The organism is Corynebacterium sp. ACRPS, from assembly GCF_022346005.1.
Lineage (GTDB): Bacteria > Actinomycetota > Actinomycetes > Mycobacteriales > Mycobacteriaceae > Corynebacterium.
This window is the reverse complement of sequence record NZ_JAKRMY010000001.1, coordinates 198,933-213,738: the sequence shown is the minus strand read 5'-3', so window position 1 is coordinate 213,738 and position 14,806 is coordinate 198,933. Positions and strand designations below refer to the sequence as shown.

17 protein-coding genes are annotated in these 14,806 nt (G+C 61.5%); 10 read left to right on the top strand and 7 right to left on the bottom strand.

Going from position 1 to position 14,806, the window contains the following annotated elements; all coding sequences use genetic code 11:
- Positions 1-5: 5 nt before the first annotated feature.
- Together MHX65_RS00990 and zupT are read left to right on the top strand one after the other, a co-directional pair.
- The gene (locus MHX65_RS00990; protein ID WP_370657776.1) at positions 6-1,922 is read left to right on the top strand and encodes a BCCT family transporter; all 1,917 of its coding nucleotides are present in this window, start codon (positions 6-8) and stop codon (positions 1,920-1,922) included.
- 35 nt (positions 1,923-1,957) lie between these two features.
- Positions 1,958-2,755, top strand: coding sequence for a zinc transporter ZupT (gene zupT / locus MHX65_RS00985; RefSeq protein WP_239267918.1), 798 nt, complete (start codon positions 1,958-1,960; stop codon positions 2,753-2,755).
- A gap of 1 nt (position 2,756) precedes the next feature.
- Here zupT and MHX65_RS00980 read toward each other — a convergent pair whose 3' ends face one another.
- Genes MHX65_RS00980 through MHX65_RS00970 form a run of 3 tightly spaced genes read right to left on the bottom strand, consistent with a single transcriptional unit; the run spans position 2,757 to position 4,966 of the window.
- A complete protein-coding gene (locus MHX65_RS00980) occupies positions 2,757-3,698 on the bottom strand; it encodes a DUF808 domain-containing protein (protein WP_239267916.1) in 942 nt (313 codons plus the stop codon).
- A 3-nt stretch (positions 3,699-3,701) separates the two neighbouring features.
- Positions 3,702-4,238: a DUF402 domain-containing protein gene (locus MHX65_RS00975; RefSeq protein WP_239267914.1), complete on the bottom strand. Its 537-nt coding sequence runs from the start codon at positions 4,236-4,238 to the stop codon at positions 3,702-3,704.
- A complete protein-coding gene (locus tag MHX65_RS00970; protein ID WP_239267912.1) occupies positions 4,238-4,966 on the bottom strand; it encodes an Rv1157c family protein in 729 nt (242 codons plus the stop codon). The genes MHX65_RS00975 and MHX65_RS00970 overlap by 1 nt, the downstream gene beginning before the upstream one ends.
- A gap of 271 nt (positions 4,967-5,237) precedes the next feature.
- Here MHX65_RS00970 and typA point away from each other — a divergent pair, with 271 nt between their 5' ends.
- Complete coding sequence (gene typA / locus MHX65_RS00965; RefSeq protein WP_239267910.1) at positions 5,238-7,148, top strand: translational GTPase TypA; 1,911 nt, start codon at positions 5,238-5,240, stop codon at positions 7,146-7,148.
- Positions 7,149-7,160: 12 nt separating this feature from the next.
- Here the strand turns inward: typA and MHX65_RS00960 are convergent, their stop codons facing one another.
- Positions 7,161-7,817: a GPP34 family phosphoprotein gene (locus MHX65_RS00960; protein ID WP_239267908.1), complete on the bottom strand. Its 657-nt coding sequence runs from the start codon at positions 7,815-7,817 to the stop codon at positions 7,161-7,163.
- Positions 7,818-7,906: 89 nt separating this feature from the next.
- On the opposite strand from MHX65_RS00960, the gene MHX65_RS00955 reads away from it, so the two are divergent.
- From MHX65_RS00955 to MHX65_RS00925, 7 genes are read left to right on the top strand one after another with little or no spacing between them, the layout of a single operon-like run.
- A complete protein-coding gene (locus tag MHX65_RS00955) occupies positions 7,907-9,526 on the top strand; it encodes an ABC transporter family substrate-binding protein (RefSeq protein ID WP_239267906.1) in 1,620 nt (539 codons plus the stop codon).
- Positions 9,516-10,385, top strand: a complete 870-nt coding sequence (locus tag MHX65_RS00950) for a PIG-L family deacetylase (protein ID WP_239267904.1) — start codon at positions 9,516-9,518, stop codon at positions 10,383-10,385. The genes MHX65_RS00955 and MHX65_RS00950 overlap by 11 nt, the downstream gene beginning before the upstream one ends.
- A complete protein-coding gene (locus tag MHX65_RS00945; protein ID WP_239267902.1) occupies positions 10,385-10,762 on the top strand; it encodes a hypothetical protein in 378 nt (125 codons plus the stop codon). Before MHX65_RS00950 ends, MHX65_RS00945 begins: the two co-directional genes overlap by 1 nt.
- Positions 10,763-10,816: 54 nt before the next feature.
- The gene (gene fdxA / locus MHX65_RS00940) at positions 10,817-11,140 is read left to right on the top strand and encodes a ferredoxin (protein ID WP_023017724.1); all 324 of its coding nucleotides are present in this window, start codon (positions 10,817-10,819) and stop codon (positions 11,138-11,140) included.
- 3 nt (positions 11,141-11,143) lie between these two features.
- Positions 11,144-12,232 (top strand): succinyldiaminopimelate transaminase, encoded by a 1,089-nt coding sequence (dapC, locus tag MHX65_RS00935; RefSeq protein ID WP_239267900.1) that lies wholly within the window; start codon positions 11,144-11,146, stop codon positions 12,230-12,232.
- Between the two features lie 52 nt (positions 12,233-12,284).
- The gene (locus tag MHX65_RS00930; RefSeq protein ID WP_239267986.1) at positions 12,285-13,073 is read left to right on the top strand and encodes a pseudouridine synthase; all 789 of its coding nucleotides are present in this window, start codon (positions 12,285-12,287) and stop codon (positions 13,071-13,073) included.
- A gap of 29 nt (positions 13,074-13,102) precedes the next feature.
- Complete coding sequence (locus MHX65_RS00925) at positions 13,103-13,663, top strand: GtrA family protein (protein ID WP_005280100.1); 561 nt, start codon at positions 13,103-13,105, stop codon at positions 13,661-13,663.
- Positions 13,664-14,094: 431 nt separating this feature from the next.
- Here MHX65_RS00925 and MHX65_RS11505 read toward each other — a convergent pair whose 3' ends face one another.
- The 3 genes from MHX65_RS11505 to MHX65_RS00915 form a co-directional block, all read right to left on the bottom strand.
- On the bottom strand, positions 14,095-14,226 hold the full coding sequence (locus MHX65_RS11505) for a hypothetical protein (protein ID WP_255722656.1): 132 nt from the start codon (positions 14,224-14,226) through the stop codon (positions 14,095-14,097).
- Between the two features lie 69 nt (positions 14,227-14,295).
- Positions 14,296-14,574, bottom strand: coding sequence for a hypothetical protein (locus tag MHX65_RS00920; RefSeq protein ID WP_239267898.1), 279 nt, complete (start codon positions 14,572-14,574; stop codon positions 14,296-14,298).
- Entirely contained in the window at positions 14,567-14,776 is a 210-nt protein-coding gene (locus MHX65_RS00915; protein ID WP_023017728.1) for a helix-turn-helix transcriptional regulator, read from the bottom strand. Before MHX65_RS00915 ends, MHX65_RS00920 begins: the two co-directional genes overlap by 8 nt.
- Positions 14,777-14,806: the final 30 nt, after the last annotated feature.

Below are 14,806 nucleotides of genomic sequence, written 5' to 3'. Positions count from 1 at the left end.
AGCGCGTGCGCGGTGCCAAGCGCATCCTGCACGACATCATCTACCCGCACAATATCCACCCCGCCTTGGTCCCTGGCGTATCCATCGAGGACCAAAAGGTTAAATACGGTGTGGATAAGACCATCCTGAGCGTCGTCGGTGGGCTCGTTATCGCCTTCGTGGTGTGGGGAGTGCTCGCCCCCGAACAGGTCTTTAATACCTCCTCTACGGCCCTGGACTGGGTTATGCGCAACCTAGGCTGGATCTTTACGGCGCTGGCCACCTTCCTGATGTTCCTGCTGCTGATTCTGGCCTTTTCCAAGTACGGGAAAATCCCACTCGGCGTGGATGGCGAAAAGCCGGAGTTTTCCACGATTAGCTGGGCCGCCATGCTCTTTGGTGCGGGCATCGGCATCGGGCTTATCTTCTTCGGACCCTACGAACCGCTTACCCATTATCTCTCGCCGCGCCCAGGTGCCTATGAGGCCGCCAGCGATGAAGCGGTGCTTGGCGCGCTGGCCCAATCGGCCATGCACTGGGGCCTTAATGCGTGGGCCATCTACGCCATCGTCGGGCTGTGCGTGGCCTATGTATCCTTCCGCCGCGGGCGCGTACCCCTGATGAGCTCTATCTTGATGCCGCTTTTTGGCAACCGCTCCACCGATTCCACACCGGCGCGCATTATCGATGGCCTGGCTATCATCGCCACCCTCTTTGGCACCGCGGCCACTTTGGGAATTGGCGCGCTGCAGATCGGCCGCGGCGTGGAAATCGTCAGCGGCTGGTCCACCGCCGGCAATACCGCGGCGTTGGTCATCATCATTGTGCTGTCCATCGGCACCATCTTTTCCGCAGTGTCTGGTGTGGCTAAGGGCGTGCGGTGGCTATCCAATATCAACCTGGCATTGGCGCTGGGCATCGCCATCTTCTTCTTCGTCATCGGACCAACCGCCTTGCTGGCCAATATGATGCCCGCGGTCATCATCGAGTACCTCGACAACACCCCCGAAATGTTGTCCGCCAACATGGGCGAGGGCGAAGATATGGTCTCCTTCCTATCCTCGTGGACCACGTTCTACTGGGCGTGGTGGGTATCCTGGTCGCCGTTCGTCGGCGTATTCGTGGCCAAGATTTCCCGCGGTCGCACCATCCGCCAATTCGTCCTTGGCGTGCTGTTTATTCCTTCCGCTATCATCATCGCCGCTTTTACCATCTTGGGCGGCACCACCATTTGGCTGCAGCGCCGCGATGGCGATATCGCCCCCGATGGCACAATCGATTCCATGCCGGCGGCCGAAGACATCTTCTTTAACGTCTTGGACCATTTCCCCGGATCCAATTGGATGGCCCCGCTGGTCATTGTCATGCTCGTGGTATTTTTCATCACCACTGCGGACTCAGCCTCGCTGGTCAACTCCCAGCTCACCCAGCGCGGCAACCCACAGCCGAAAGCCACTGTTACTGTCTTTTGGGTGATTTGCATGGCGGGCATCGCCGTGGTCATCCTCATGTCCGGTGGCAAAAACGCGCTGCAAGGCCTGCAAAACCTCATCACCATTACGGCGCTTCCCTTTGCCGTCATCATCGTGTTGATGTGTATTGCCCTGATTAGGGAACTGCGCCACGATCCGGCCTCCATCCGCCACTATTACGAGCACCAAGCCGTGTCCAATGCGGTCATTCACGGCGTGCGCGAATACGGCGATAACTTTGCCCTGTCGGTCGAGCCCACTGCGGGAGACTCCGATTACGCCACCGGCGGCGAATTCGATTCCACCGCCGCCGAGGTCACCGAGTGGTACGCGCGTACCGATGAGGAAGGCCACGCCATCGGATATGACTATGAAGCCGGCCGCTACGTGGATGATGATCCTTCGGTGGCCGATGGCGAGTTCGTCTCTGGCTCCACCGATGACGATGCACAGACCCCGCCCGCTCATTAAGGCTCGATAATTTTAGTTAGGTACAGTCACAGACCATGACCTTGTCCACGTTCGCCTTCGCCTTTGGATTGGTGCTGCTCTCGGGCCTGTCCACCTCCATTGGCGGGGCGCTGGCGGTGGGAAAGCGCCAGCCAGGGCCCGCATTTATGGCCGCGGCCCTGGGCCTTTCGGCGGGTGTGATGCTCTATGTTTCCTTCATGGAAATCCTGCCGGAGGGTATAGAGCAGCTTAGCGACGCCCTCGGGGGCGAGAAACCCGGCACCTGGGCCGCGGTAGGGGCCTTCTTCGCCGGTATTGCGGTCATCGCGATTATTGACCGAATGGTGCCAGAAGAAATTAACCCGCACGAACCCGGCACGACGGAAGAAGATGCCCGGCGCGGCAGGTTGATGAAGACGGGCGTATTTACCGCGGTCGCGCTGGGCCTGCACAATTTTCCGGAGGGCTTTGCCACTTTCTTATCGGGCCTGGAGTCCAAGGAGATTGCGGTGCCGGTGGCCGTGGCGATTGCCATCCACAATATTCCGGAAGGCATCGCCGTCGCGGTGCCGTTGCGGGAGGCGACCGGCTCGCGCAAGAAGGCCTTCTGGTGGGCCACGCTTTCTGGGCTTGCTGAGCCGCTCGGCGCGCTCATCGGATTTGGCCTGCTCTTACCGGTATTGGGGCCGGCCACCATGGGCATTAGCTTTGCCGCAGTGGCTGGCATCATGGTGTTTATTTCGCTGGATGAGCTGCTTCCCACCGCGGAAGAAACCGGCGAGCACCACTACGCCATCTACGGCCTTATTGCCGGCATGGCCATTATGGCGGTATCGCTCATGCTGTTTATGTAATTTAGTGCTGCGCTGCCGAGGTGGCAGAGGGCGAGCCGGTCGAGGCCTTAACGGCCATGACGATGCTGGCGATGACAAGGCCGAGGATGAGCCCGCACACCATGGACAAGCCGGTTTCGGCGAGCCAGCTCAGCGCGCCGTTGTGGATGTGTTCAGTGGCGGCCTCGATAAGTCCATGCGGTTGGTCTACCCCGAATTCGTGCAGGCCTGTGGTGACGATATGCCCGCCTACCCATAACATGGCGGCGGTGCCGATGACGCCGATGATGTCCAGCACGATCGGCATACCCTTGACCAAGGCATTGCCCAGCGGGGAGTTGCCATCGCGGCGCCGGGTTAAGGCCAAGCCGATGTCATCCATCTTGACCAGCAATCCCACGGCGCCGTAGACGCTCAAGGTCAAGATGATGCCAACGGCGATAAGCGCGCCGAGACGCAGCCAGAAGGGCTGATCGATGACTTCATTTAAGGAAATCACCATGATCTCAGCAGACAGGATGAGGTCGGTGGTAATGGCGGATTTCACCAAGCTATCTTCGGCCTCTGGACCCTTGTGCTGGACGGTATCGGTTGCATCGCTAGGGGAGGAGTTGAAGAAGGAGAGGATCTTTTCCGCGCCTTCGAAACACAGATAGGTACCGCCGCACATCAAGATGGGCGTGAGCGCCCATGGGGCGATCCAAAACAGGATCATCGCAATCGGCAAGATGATGACGAGCTTGTTGATAAGCGAGCCCTTGGTGATGCGCCAGATCATCGGCAGCTCGCGCTGCGGTTTAATTCCCTCGACGTATTGCGGGGTTACTGCGGCATCATCGACGACGACGCCGATGGCCTTCATAGATGTCTTGCCGCCTAAGGCGGCCACATCGTCGACGCTGGAGGCGGCGGCGCGGGCTATGAGGGCGACATCGTCAAGCAGGGCGAAAAGGCCACCGGCCATGGCTTATCCTTCGGGGGCTAAAGTTACGTTTTCTGACCAGGACAAGTCTATGCCGTGGTGGGCAAGCCAGGCCATTGCATCGTCGCCGTGGCGGGTAATTCCCTCGACCGCGTCCAGGGTGGTGTCGATGGCGAGCTCGGCGTCCTCGGCGGAAATGAGGCCCGCGGACGTCGCCGCGGAGAGCTCGTCGATGTCGAGGACGGTAATCGGCTCGCCGGTGGTGGTGACCAGGTCGACGTAGAGATCGCGGGTGGTCCACTCGTTGCCCTGGCGCTGGATCTCGGCGACGTCGATATAAAAGTCCTGCTCCACCTCGATGCCGGGGCGGAAGTGGAAGATATTCGCGCGCAGGTTCAGGCTGGGCAGCAGCCAGGATTCGAGGTAGCCAAAGCGCGGGTGATCGGCACCGCGTGCCATATACAGGCCAAACTCGGTTTCGGTGTAGGTATCGACCTGGCGCAGGTAGCCCTTGGGATCGGTATTGGTGAAGTTCCCGGTATTAAAGGTCTCCCGCTTGACTGGGTGGAGATCAACGGCCATTACTTCACCTCTAGGAAGGCGGCGGTGGGGGCGAAATCGCAGCGCGCTTCGGTGGTATTCACGGAACCGGAGAGCAGCGCGACGACCAGGCCCTTGCCCGTGTGGGCCGTGCCGGACAGCGTCGTCGGACCATCCTGATTGATACCGTTATTGTGCAGCGGGGTAATGCCGCTTTGCAGGGTGTTGATATTAAACCACTGCACGTTCATGCCTTCTTGGTCCGGTGCTGCCGGAGGGGTGCCCAGGGCGGTAAAGAGGAAGGCGGTCTCGCCCTCGCCGGCGCCGGGGGCAGGAATTTCCGTAGGGCCAGGTACCGCGATGGCAGAGCCTGTGGCGGCGTTGGTGCCACCGATGCAGTGCGCGGAGACGGTAGGCCAATAAAACTGCCGGAAGTGTGGATTATCGCCCTGCGGCATAGCGACACCGCCACTACCGTCGCCGTTGCCGGCAAAGAAGTCCAAGGCAGACAAGATAGCATTGCGGGCCTCTTCGGGGATCCACGGCTGCGCGGCAAAGGCGCGCACGCGGTCTTGGGTCTCCTGAGTGGGGCGGCCGAGCTCATCCAACGGGCTGGCGGGCATGTGTTGTTGTGCCAGCGATGAGAGATCCGGGGCGAAGGCCTGTGCGGGCGCTACCAGGGGAGAAGCGAGGCCAATAAGCGCGGCGGTGGCAGCGGCGATGTAGCCGGTGCGTCCGCTTAGGCGCCAGGAAGTTCGGGCGTGGCTCACGGTATCAGGTCCTTATTGTCTCGCGGAGGGGAAGCAGTATAGTCCCACCAGTCACAGCAGTAACAGTAATAACTCTAGTAACGATAGTGATCCGCTGGGAAGTGTCAAGTAGTAGGTCGTTTCAGGCGCGCGTGACGTTACGGGGTTGCCTGGGTCGCGTCTTGGCTCCCCAATGCTGCACTATGCCCTGTTAGGGGGTATCGTAGGACGTCGTTCAAGAACATTTCTCGCGCACCAGCGCTTGTAGATCCTCCGAAGGAGAACCCAACTAGTGAGTAATACCGAGTTCCGTAATGTTGCCATTGTCGCGCACGTTGACCATGGCAAGACCACGTTGGTCAACGGCATGCTGGAGCAGTCCGGTGCTTTTGGCGAACACGGTGAGCACACGGACCGCGTCATGGACTCCAACGATCAGGAGCGCGAGCGCGGCATTACCATTTTGGCCAAGAACACGGCCATCCGCCGCCAGGGTCTGGGCAAGGACGGCGCAGACCTCATCATCAACGTCATCGACACCCCGGGCCACGCCGACTTTGGCGGCGAGGTTGAGCGCGGCATTTCCATGGTGGACGGCGTCGTGCTGCTTGTCGATGCCTCTGAGGGCCCCCTCCCACAGACCCGCTTCGTCCTGACCAAGGCGCTAGAGGCCAAACTGCCGGTCATCGTCTGCGTGAACAAGACCGACCGCCCCGATGCCCGCATCGACGAGGTTGTCACCGAGTCCCAGGACCTGCTGCTGGAAATCGCAGCTGGCCTCGAGGACGAGGAAGCCGCAGCCGCCGCTGAAGAGCTGCTCGATCTCCCGGTTCTGTACGCCTCCGGCCGCGCCGGCGTTGCCTCCACCGAGAACCCGGGCGACGGCAACGTCCCCGATAGCAAGGACTTGCAGGCGCTTTTCGATGTCATCTACAACGTCCTGCCAGAGCCTTCCGCTACCGTCGATGCCCCGCTGCAGGCGCACGTCACCAACCTTGACGCCTCCGACTTCCTCGGCCGTATCGCGCTGCTGCGCATCTACGCCGGCCGCATCAAGAAGGGCCAGCAGGTGGCCTGGATCCACTACGATGATGAGGGCAACCAGCACACCAAGACCGTCAAGGTTGCCGAACTACTGCGCACCGTCGGCTTCGAGCGCCAGCCGGCCGAAGAGGCCATCGCCGGCGATATCGTCGCCATCTCTGGTATTTCCGATGTCATGATTGGTGACACCATCGCAGATCCGGAAAACCCAGAGGCTCTGCCGCGCATCACCGTTGACGAGCCGGCCATCTCCATGACCATCGGTGTGAACACCTCGCCGATGGCAGGCCGCGGGGGCGGCACCAAGTTGACCGCCCGCATGGTCAAGGCCCGCTTGGAGCAGGAGCTTATCGGTAACGTCTCCCTGCGCGTGCTGCCCACAGAGCGCCCAGATACCTGGGAGGTTCAGGGTCGCGGCGAGATGGCTCTGTCCGTGCTCATCGAGTCCATGCGCCGCGAGGGCTTCGAGCTGACCATCGGTAAGCCGCAGGTTGTTACCCAGCAGATCGATGGCAAGACCTACGAGCCTTACGAGATCCTCACCATCGACTCCCCGTCGGAGCACCAAGGCGCCATCACCCAGCTGCTGGCTTCCCGCAAGGGCCAGATGCAGTCCATGGACGTGCGCGAGGGCGACTGGGTGCGCATGATCTTCCGCGTTCCCGCCCGTGGCCTCATCGGCTTCCGTACCCAGTTCATGACCGAAACCCGTGGCGCCGGCATCGCCAACTCCATCTCCGATGGCATCGATGTCTGGGCCGGCGAAATCAAGTCCCGCGCCACCGGCTCCCTGGTGGCTGACCGCACCGGCCAGATCACCCAGTACGCACTGATGCAGCTGGCTGACCGCGGCAACTTCTTCGTCGAGCCAGGTGCTGAGGCCTACGAAGGCATGGTGGTGGGTGCCAATAACCGCGATGAGGATATTGACATCAACATCACCAAGGAAAAGAAGCTGACCAATATGCGCTCTGCCACCGCAGACGCCACGGTCACCCTGGCCAAGGCCCACACGCTCTCGCTGGAAGAAGCGCTGGAATTTTGTGGCAACGACGAGTGCGTCGAGGTTGCTCCAGACGTGCTGCGCGTGCGCAAGCTCGAGCTTTCCGCCACCGACCGCAAGCGCGCCGCCTCCCGCGCTAAGCAGATGAAGAAGTAATCTGCCCTCGGTCTAAGTCGTGGCTGCGGTTGATGCCGCAACCGCCGTGATAATCGCCGTCGTCTCCTGCAGTATGGTTTTTACCGCAGAGGCGGCGGCATCGTCGTAATCCACCTGTTGTTTTAATTCTTTGATGCGGTTGCGCATCTCTCGGCGTTTCATTTCGGGCGCGTCCTCCTTGAGCAGGGGATAGGCCCCTTTAACCTCGCGGAGAATATCCAAGATAATCATGTCTTTGACGCTTGGGTTTTGGGTGCCATCAAGCACCGCAGCGAGCCTCTCGCGCACCTCATCTTCTAGCGCCGTGTCCGTCATGATGTAGCGGTCGCCACCCAGCTGCCACCACGCGGCATCCTCAATCTCCAATTGGCCGTGGTCCCTAAAATCCTGGGCAATCTTCTCGCGCGGGGAGAACCACCTCGCCTGCAGTAGCGTCTTGACCGAGCTGGTCCGGCGCTCGTGCAGGCCATCCCACGCCCAAGCAAGCACTGGGTGCTCTGGCTTTTTATCCGTGGCGTGCACCTTATTCTTTGCACTTATGCCAACCGCGTCATGCATGAGTAAATCGCTAAAAAGGCCGGCGCTCAAGGCGGTCTCGTTATTGGTCACTGCCTCCTTTTTACCGTTGTCCTTGGTCAGCAGGAGGAACATTTCTTGGCAGATAAGCATGGTGGGGTAATCCCTTCAACAGTGATTTTGTCCGAGTTTAGCGCGCAGAATCTTCGTGTGGCGGGAAGTAGGTACTAAAGTAGTCCGCGATGAAAAATAGTCTCAAGGCTCGTGCACTTGCTGCCACTGCCGCCATCGGCCTCGCGTTTGTCAGCGGGTGTTCGGCCAATCCTGGCCCACCGCCGGTGGTAGAAGATTCGGACGACCAGGAATCTACCGTCCAAGAAACGGAATCAACCACGGCCGCGACGGACGATGGTCCGCCGCGCGCGGAGGAAGACGATTCGCGGCCCACCATTTCCATCGGCGTCGATCCACTGCGCGCTGGCCTTAACCCACACTTGGTGGCCAATAACTCCGAGCTCGTGGATCAAATCGCGGAGCTGGTCTTGCCCTCGACATTCCACTGGGGCCGCATGGACACAGACGTTCTGGAATCTGCCACGGAGGTCACCGCGCCGGAGGGCGTGGCCCAACGGGTGCGCTACGTTATTGCCTCTCCCGCGCAGTGGTCTGACGGCACCCCGATTTCCGGTGCGGATTTCAACTACTTGTGGAAGAAGATGACCACGACCGCAGGCGTCAAGGACCCGGCGGGCTACCGCGCCATTTCCGCGGTGACCACATCCGATGGCGGCCGCGTGGTCACGGTGGATTTTGCCGAGCGGGTTAAGGATTGGAAGCAGCTATTCAACCAGCTCCTTCCCTCGCACCTGCTGCAAAATGCCGATTTTGATTCGGTGCTGGCCAATGACATCCCTGCCTCCGCCGGCCGCTTCGCGGTCGATAGCGTGGACCGCAGCCGCGGGGTCATCACGCTCAACCGCAATGATCGCTTTTGGGGCGCTGACCCCGCCCACATCGATGTCGTCCAGCTGCGCGAGGTACGCGATAGCACCCAGGCGCTGAATATGCTGCGTTCCGGTCAAATTGGGTTCGCGGACTTTACCCCGGACCAAACCTCGCAGGAAGCGCTCGGACTGCTGGGCCACGTAAGCGATAAGACGGTCACCCGCCCGCGCCAGCTGCGCTTGCACATGTCCACCGAGCAGGGTGCGTTAGAGGATGCGGCTGCGCGGCGCGGTCTGGCCTCGCTTATCGATACCGGGCAGGTTGCCCGGCTGGCCACCGGCCGCGCCTCTAACCTGAAGGCCGGGCATAATCCGGTCTCCGGGGAAGCAAACCTGACGGCGCTGCGCGAGCGCGCCAGCAAGAAGCCCATCCGCTTCGCCGTCGATCCGACCAGCCCCACGGCTTTGGCTGCGGCAAATACGCTTTACGATGTCCTCGAGGCCCACGGCATCCCCGCTGAGGTCACCACCGATAGGCTTACCACAATTACCTCTAAGCTGCTTCCTGAAGGCAAGGTGGATGCGGTGGTGACCTGGGAGGATATCACCCTAACTTCGCTCTCTGCGGCGAGTATCTTCAATTGCGCCGAAGACCAGCCGCTCGCCGGGGACCTCTCCGGATTCTGCCCCGACAACGCCGCCGAGACGCGCATGGACATTCTCTCCGGAAAAATCAGCCCCTCAACCGCGCTGGGCCGAATCCGCGAGATCAATGCCCAGGACGTGTTGTACGTCCCGCTCTTAGATGAAACGCGTGTGCACGCGCTAGGGGAGGGTATTGTAGGCCCCGGCCAAAGTATTGATGATTGGGATAAAGGGCTGGTCACAGCGCCGGTTTGGAGGAAAGATGAGGACTAAGGACTTGGCGGGCTACCGCGTTGTTGCGGTGCACGCGCACCCTGATGATGAGACGCTTTTTACCGGCGGCACCCTTGCCACCCTGGCCGCGCGCGGTGCGCAGGTCACGGTCATCACCCTTACCCTTGGCGAGGACGGCGAGGTCATCGGTGCGCCCTATCAAGGCCTGGCCGAGCACCACCAGCTCGGTGGCTTCCGTGCCCGCGAATTGGCCTGTGCCCTCTCCGCCCTAGGAGTAGAAGGCATACAGCTGGGCGGATTCGGCCACTTCCACGATTCCGGCATGGTGGGTTCTCCTTCTCATGACAACCCCCGCGCGCTGGTCAATCGCCTGGATGAGGCCGTAGACCTGCTCCGCGCGGAATTAGATGTTCTCCAGCCGCACGCCATCCTGACCTATGGGCCAGACGGTGGCTATAACCACCCGGACCACGTGGCGGTGCATAGGGTGGTGGAGAAGGCGGCATCGGCAAGCACGCGCATCTGGTGGGCGATCTTTGACCGCGCCGCCAATTACGCCGGCCTGGACACGCTCGACGCGCCCGCGGGTTGGCGCAAGCCCGATGCCGCGTACCTGGATAACTTCACCACCGCCGGCGCGGATCTGGCCTTCGCGCTTGACGATGCTGCCCTAAACGCCAAACGCGCCGCCATGCGCGCCCACGCCACGCAAATCTGGCTGGCCGATGGCACCACCACCGCCACCAACCCCGAGGCCGCCGTGGCCGCCGTGCACGACCCAGCCGCTGTGCCAGGGGCCTACTGCCTGTCCAATAGATTACTGATGCCGTTGCTGCGCGCCGAATACTTTCAACTCGGCCGGGGCGAGCCCGCAACCGACCTCCTAGGGGAGCTGTAATGCGCACTGATTTTAGCCGCGGTGAGCAGGTCACCGGCCTCATCTGGCTCTCCCTCGGCGCCCTGCTATCGCTGTTCCTAGAGGTCATTTACCTTACCGCCCGGATTCCCCTGGCTGATGGCGCGAGCATCGCGTTTCCCATCACCATCGTCATCGCCGCCGCCTTTAACGTGGTGCTAACCCGTACGGCGCGGCTGTGGAGTGATCGAACTTATATCGTGGCCATCCCGCTCATAGTGTGGGGCCTGGGATTTTTCGCGCTTATGCTGCTGGTTCCGATTACCGGTGATGTCATCGTCGGCAATAATATTCTCAGCTTGCTCCTGCTTTTGGCCGGAATCGGCGGCGGCGTTTGGCCTTTCCTAAAGCAGAAGTGACATACTATATTTCATCCCCAAACCCATGAAATCAGGAAGATTCAAGGATTCTCCATGACTTATACAATCGCTCAACCTTGCGTTGATGTAATGGACCGCGGCTGTGTTGAGGAATGCCCCGTCGATTGCATTTACGAAGGCAAGCGCATGCTCTACATCCACCCAGATGAATGCGTGGACTGCGGCGCCTGCGAGCCCGCATGCCCGGTAGAGGCCATCTTCTACGAGGACGACGTTCCCGATGAGTGGATCGATTACAACGATGCCAACGCAGCATTCTTCGATGACTTGGGCTCACCCGGTGGAGCGGCAGCCCTCGGCCCGCAAGATTTCGATGCGTCAATGGTAGCCGCGCTGCCCCCACAGAATCAGGAGTAATTCATGGCCCGCACACCGCTAGGACAATCGCTTCCAGATTTCCCCTGGGACTCGCTGGCTGGCGCCAAGAAGAAGGCCCAGGCGCATCCAGATGGAATCGTTGACCTTTCGGTAGGCAACCCCGTAGATCCGGTCGCCCCTGGCGTGCAGCTGGCGCTGTCCTCTGCCGCCGAGACCCCCGGTTATCCGCAAACGCAGGGCACGCCCGAGCTGCGCGAAGCCATCGCCTCCGCTCTCCGCCGCCGCTATCACATGGACGTGGACCGCGTCCTGCCCGTGGTGGGCACGAAGGAGGCCATCGCGTGGCTGCCCACCCTGTTGGGCATGCGCGGCGAGACCGTCGCCTTCCCCTCGGTGGCCTATCCCACCTACGAGGTCGGCGCCCTCCTCGCTGGGGCCACTCCGCTGCGAGCCGACGACGACTTCCAGGACGCCTCCCTGGTATTTATCAACTCCCCGTCCAATCCTACCGGCCGCGTCGCTGGGGTAGAGGAGCTGCGCTGCATCGTGGCTTGGGCCCGCTCGACGGGCGCCATCATCGCCTCCGACGAGTGCTACATGGGCTTGGGCTGGAACGATGACAACCCGCCGGTATCCATCTTGGATCCGCGCGTGACCGACGGCGATAACACCGGCCTTATCTCCATGCATTCGCTGTCCAAGTCCGCGAATATGGCCTCCTACCGCGCCGGATTCTTCGCCGGCGATAACGACCTCATCGCGGAGCTCTTGGAGCTGCGCAAGCACGCCGGCCTCATCGTGCCAGGCCCGATTCAGGCGGCCATGGTTGCCGCGCTTGACGATGACCCCACCGAAGCCCTCCAGCGCCAGCGCTACGCCGCGCGCCGCGCCGAATTGATGCAGGCGCTTATCAAAGCGGGCTTTACCATCGACCACTCGGATGCCGGCCTGTATCTCTGGGCCACCCGCGGCGAAGGCTGCCGCGAGACCATCGACTGGTTGGCTTCCTTGGGCATCCTCGCTGTACCTGGCGACTTTTACGGCCCCTCGGGTGCGCAACACGTGCGCATCGGCTTAAACGGTACCGACGAGCGGGTGCGCGCCGCTGTCGAACGCCTCGCCAGTGCCTAACTCGCCTCGCGCGTTTCGCCCGCCTGCGCGGGAGGGGATTTCTCCCCGCAAGGTGGTCTTGCGCGATCGCGTTCCTTTAGAAGGCGAGTACTGGGCCGCCCGTGCCGGGGACTCACCCTTTCCGGAGGGAACCCTCCTTCCCGCGGACACGGTACTTTCGCGGCCCATTCCCGCGTGGTATCACCCCTTCGTCCCGCCGGAGGAACCGATCCCCTATGTCTACACCGTCGTCCACGCGGATGAAAACATCATTGTTGCCGATAAACCGCACTTTCTTCCCACCACCACGAATGGCCGTTTGCAGCGCGAAACCCTGCAAACTCGCCTGCGCGTGGACTTCGGCGAAGACGAAATCGTGCCGCTCCACCGCCTTGACCGCCTCACCGCAGGCCTTGTCATCTGCTCGCGCAATCCCGCGACCCGCGCGCCCTACCAGCGCATCTTCCTGGAGGGGAGGGCGGTGAAGAGGTATAGGGGCATCGTCAAGCAGCCGCTTTTCTGCGATGAGGAAATCAGGCTGCCTATGCACAAGCCGCGGGGCAGCAGGCAGGTGCTCGTGGCTGATAATGGCACGCCGACCTCGACGTATGTGCGCGCTGCGGGGCGGGAGGTGACCATGTGGCCGCGGACGGGGCATACGCACCAGCTGCGGGTGCTACTGAACCATCTTGGGCGCCCGCTCATCGGCGATGACACCTATCCCACGCCGCGTCCGCTCAGCCTCTACGATTTCTCGCGCCCGCTTTCCTTGCTGCACGAAACTATATCTTTTAGAGATCCTTTATCACATTCGGAGCGTCAGTTTTTCAGTTCGCGGGGCTTAGGAACTACAATCAGGTAATTACTAACCTCCGGCAAGAAAGGCGGCCCATGGCAGACCTCAGCGTTGCGCGCTTTGCGTCCAATTTTGGGCAATTCCTTAAGTTCGGTCTTGTCGGCGGCTCGGGTACCGCGGTTAACCTCTTCGTGTATTTTCTCGCGCAGAAACTCTTTGGTGCGGCGGATATCTTTGCCGAGGACCCCTTCATGAACCTCTTCGGTTCTGCATTCCACATCCGCTGGTACCACGTCTTTGCCACCATCTCCTTCCTCGTGGCCAATACCTGGAACTACCAGCTCAACCGCATGTGGACCTTTCGGACCGTGTCCAAAGTGTCCTGGATTCGCGGTTTCTTCCCGTTCCTTTTGGCGGGAATCGGAGCGTTTATCGTCAGCCAGGTCATCCTGACGCTGCTAATGAACCCCAACTCGCCCGTGGGCCTGCCCACCGATGTCTTTGATAACTCCACCGGATTGCGCACCAAGTCCTATTGGGCGCAGGCCATTTCCATCGTCGTGGCGATGCCTATCAACTTCATCATCAACAAGCTCTGGACGTTCCGCTCCAAGCCCAATAAGCCAGTCGTCGTCGACGAGGTCGCGCCGGTTTAACTACCCGCCCTTCGCCGCCGGCCACGGCCCTGCCATCCGCACAGCCCCAGCCGCCCCAGCCGCCCTTCGCGCTCACCAGCGTGGGGCGCTGGGGTCTTTTTGTGCCCGCCGGTGAGCGGCAAGGGCAGGGAGGGGCATCGCCAAGCAGGTGCGTGTGAGGCACCCTTCCCTTCGCGCTCACGGGGAGGTGGACTTCGTGCGCAGCGCTCGCCCCCGGTGAGCGGCACGGGAGGCCTCGCCCTTCGCGCTCACCGCCAACGGTTGCCGTCGGCGAAATCTCCTCCCCGTGAGCGGCAAGGGTGGGGAGGCCGGGAGCCGCTGACGCTAGCACCCCTTCGCGCTCACGGGGCGTAGAAAACGGAAACCACCCGCCGTCCGCGGTGAGCGCGAAGGGCGGGTGGTGGAGTGCGTGATAGCGGTGGGAGTGAGCATTAGTCCTCGAGCTCGGCGTCGAGGCGGGACTGGTCGCGGCGGTTTTGTTTCCGTCGGAGTGCGGGGGAGATGAGGACGGCCGTGACGGCGCCTACGGTCGAGCAGATGAGGTAGGGGGGCGGCAGGGACATCGGAAAGCGTGAAGGCGTGGTAGGCGATGCCGGCGAAGCAGAGGAACATCGGGATGAGGTAGAGGGCGGTCAAAGTCCAGTTGGAGTGGACGGTGGGGGTGGCGATGTGCCTGCGCATCCAGGCGGCGCTGAGGGACGTGCCGGCGAGGGAAGGGACGATGGCGAGGGGGCGAGGAGGCTGAGGCGGCCGGGGAGGGACCAGGCGAGGATGGCGGCGACGATGAGCTCGAGGAAGGTGATTGGGGTGAGGGTGATGGCGGAGGCCTTGGTGAGGATGTCACGTTCGAACTCGTCGGTGGAGGCGCGCTCCATCTGGTTGAGGGATATGTTGGCGATGGCGTTAATCATGTTGTTCAGCTCCAAAGATTTCTTCGACTGTTTTGTTTAGTTCGTGGCAGATGTCCAATGCGAGGTGCACGGACGGGGAGTAGTTGCCGCGTTCGATATTTGCGATAGTTTGCCGGGAGACGCCGACGCGCTCTGCTAGTTCGCCTTGCGACCATTCGCGCCAGCGCCGCCACTTGCGGACCATGTTGGGTTGTCCGGCCACAACATCACCTCTCGTGTCGTGTTTACATGA

Bases quoted from the DNA above. Each gene is read 5' to 3' on its own strand.
- zupT (WP_239267918.1), top strand. From the start codon at position 1,958: ATGACCTTGTCCACGTTCGCCTTCGCCTTTGGATTGGTGCTGCTCTCG.
- MHX65_RS00980 (WP_239267916.1), bottom strand. From the start codon at position 3,698: ATGGCCGGTGGCCTTTTCGCCCTGCTTGACGATGTCGCCCTCATAGCC.
- MHX65_RS00975 (WP_239267914.1), bottom strand. From the start codon at position 4,238: ATGGCCGTTGATCTCCACCCAGTCAAGCGGGAGACCTTTAATACCGGG.
- MHX65_RS00960 (WP_239267908.1), bottom strand. From the start codon at position 7,817: ATGCTTATCTGCCAAGAAATGTTCCTCCTGCTGACCAAGGACAACGGT.
- MHX65_RS00955 (WP_239267906.1), top strand. From the start codon at position 7,907: ATGAAAAATAGTCTCAAGGCTCGTGCACTTGCTGCCACTGCCGCCATC.
- MHX65_RS00950 (WP_239267904.1), top strand. From the start codon at position 9,516: ATGAGGACTAAGGACTTGGCGGGCTACCGCGTTGTTGCGGTGCACGCG.
- MHX65_RS00945 (WP_239267902.1), top strand. From the start codon at position 10,385: ATGCGCACTGATTTTAGCCGCGGTGAGCAGGTCACCGGCCTCATCTGG.
- fdxA (WP_023017724.1), top strand. From the start codon at position 10,817: ATGACTTATACAATCGCTCAACCTTGCGTTGATGTAATGGACCGCGGC.
- dapC (WP_239267900.1), top strand. From the start codon at position 11,144: ATGGCCCGCACACCGCTAGGACAATCGCTTCCAGATTTCCCCTGGGAC.
- MHX65_RS00925 (WP_005280100.1), top strand. From the start codon at position 13,103: ATGGCAGACCTCAGCGTTGCGCGCTTTGCGTCCAATTTTGGGCAATTC.
- MHX65_RS11505 (WP_255722656.1), bottom strand. From the start codon at position 14,226: ATGTCCCTGCCGCCCCCCTACCTCATCTGCTCGACCGTAGGCGCCGTC.
- MHX65_RS00920 (WP_239267898.1), bottom strand. From the start codon at position 14,574: ATGATTAACGCCATCGCCAACATATCCCTCAACCAGATGGAGCGCGCC.